Raw genomic sequence first — 2,036 nt, 5'->3', positions numbered from 1 at the left:
CCTCACGCATCCCGCGCAGGCCGACGTCGCCACCGATTACGTGTCGGCCGTGATGTCGGGCCTGTCGGCCGGCGCGCGTCAGGGCTGGGACGAGGCGCGGCTCCGCGCCGTGGCCGACGCGTCCACGGCGGGCCTCGCGCACCTGCTGCCCTGAGCGGGCGCCGTCATCGCCGGGCGAGCACGGCCAGCACGACGAGCGCCAGCGCGATCAGCATGAGCCCCGAGATCCGCTCCAGCCACGGCAGGCAGCGCGTGAAGCCCCGCAGCACGGCGCGGTTGCCGATCGTCAGCGCCACCAGCGTGTCCCAGGCCAGCACCACGCCAACCATCCACGCGCCGTAGCACAGCTTCCATCCCGCGCTCGCATACGGGCCGCTCAGCATCGCGGCGAGGCTCGCGTAGAACAACGCGTTCTTCGGATTGAGAATGCCGGACAGGAAGCCCATCCCGGCGGCCCGGCCCCACGCCGCGAGCGGCCGCGCCGGTGCCGCGCCGGCCGCATCCGTGGCGCGCACCTGAAGCTCGCTGCCGCCCGCGTGGCGCATGAACAGCACGCCGAGCCACAGCAGATAGACGCAGCCGGCCAGTTGCAGCCCCACGAACAGCGCGCTGCCGGGCCGCAGCGCCGAGGTGCCCGCGAACGCGGCCACGATGAACACGCCATTGGCCAGCGCGATGCCGAGACACGCACCGCTGGCCGCACGCCAGCCGGCCGACAGCGAGGTGCGGGCGATCAGGAAGAAATCGGGCCCGGGGGACAGCAGCGCGAGAAAATGCGCCGCGGCGATCATCAGGAAGACTTGCATGCACGACACCGGCGAAGAACGGGTTCGCAGTGTGCCGGCCGCGCCGCGCGCGGTATTGAAGAAAATTGCAGCTCAGGCGCGGAACGCGCCGGGCGTCGCGCCCGCGTAAGCCTTGAACACGCGCTGGAAATGCGCCTGATCGGCGAAACCGAGATGCTGGGCCAGGGCGGCCAGGCTGTCGCCGTCGCGAAGCCGCGCCCGCGCGAGGTTGATGCGCAGATTCAATTGCCAGACGTGCGGCGTCATGCCGGTCACGGCGCGAAACGCGCGGATCAGCCGATAGCGGCTCATGCCGGTCAGGCGCGCGAGGCCGTCGAGCGCGATGTCGCTGTCGGGCTCGGCACGCAGGCAATCGAGCGCGGGGCGGATCTGTTCGGCCAGATGCGCGGGCGCGGCCGGCGGCGCGATCGGCAGGCCCTGCGCCGCATCGGCGTCGCACGCGCCGACGAATTCGATCAGCGCGGCTTCCTTGTCGCGGGGAACGGCATCGGAGAACAGCAGTGCGTTCAGTTCGCAGCACTGCGCATACAGCGCCGGATTCGTCACGATGCGGATCGGTTCGTCGTCCTGCCGATTCGACGAACCGGCCGGATCGGGCGGTGTGGGCTGTGCGTATTCGCGGCGCACCGCGTCGCGCCACGCCGCATCGATATGCAGCATCTGGTAGCTCCAGGCTTCGCCGGACGCGGGATTGCAGGCGTGCACGCGATGCGCCGGCACCAGCACGAGCATGCCGGGCTGCAAGGCGATCGGGCCGCCGGGCGCACCGGTGAACACGCTCGTGCCGCCGTCCACCGCACCGACCGAAAACGTCGGGTGGTGATGCGGCTGATAGCAGGCACGGCTGCGGCACGCGCGCCGGCTCTCGACGAACGGCATCGCGGGATCGCGCCAGAACGATTGGCGGGCGTCGCGGCGAGCGGCGGGGGCGGAAGACACGATGGCGAGGGCGCGGTGCGTGGCGGGGAGCGTCAGTATGCGGGAAGACCGGGCGACGCGGCAGCCGCCTCGCTCACTGCGCCGGTTTGCTCGATCTGGAACGCGTTCGCCTGGCTTTCGGCCGGGCCTGCGCCGCCTCCTCCGCCTCGGCCTCGCGCAGCAGCCAGTCGCGCAGCGCAGCCACCCCGGCCGCCGCCTGCCCGCGCCGCGTGCAGAACGCAAACGCGCAGATCGGAAGAGCGGCGTGTAGGGAAAGAGGGGTGGGGGCAGGGTAGATCTCGGGGGTCGCGA

Annotated in this window: 3 protein-coding genes; all 3 read right to left on the bottom strand. The window is 71.7% G+C overall.

The window, feature by feature from the left end:
• Positions 1–164: 164 nt before the first annotated feature.
• Complete coding sequence (locus G3N92_RS33410; RefSeq protein ID WP_206131772.1) at positions 165–806, bottom strand: LysE family translocator; 642 nt, start codon at positions 804–806, stop codon at positions 165–167.
• 72 nt (positions 807–878) lie between these two features.
• Positions 879–1,745, bottom strand: a complete 867-nt coding sequence (locus G3N92_RS33405; protein WP_339385882.1) for an AraC family transcriptional regulator — start codon at positions 1,743–1,745, stop codon at positions 879–881.
• A 73-nt stretch (positions 1,746–1,818) separates the two neighbouring features.
• Positions 1,819–2,036 (bottom strand): hypothetical protein (locus tag G3N92_RS33400; RefSeq protein WP_206131771.1); only part of this gene is annotated, 218 nt, incomplete at its 5' end.

Source organism: Burkholderia sp. Ac-20379 (genome assembly GCF_017104645.1).
In the GTDB taxonomy this organism is placed as follows: domain Bacteria; phylum Pseudomonadota; class Gammaproteobacteria; order Burkholderiales; family Burkholderiaceae; genus Burkholderia.
The sequence above is the reverse complement of the archived record's forward strand: the minus strand, read 5'-3'. Positions and strand labels throughout refer to the sequence as shown.

Bases quoted from the DNA above. Each gene is read 5' to 3' on its own strand.
- G3N92_RS33410 (WP_206131772.1), bottom strand. From the start codon at position 806: ATGCAAGTCTTCCTGATGATCGCCGCGGCGCATTTTCTCGCGCTGCTG.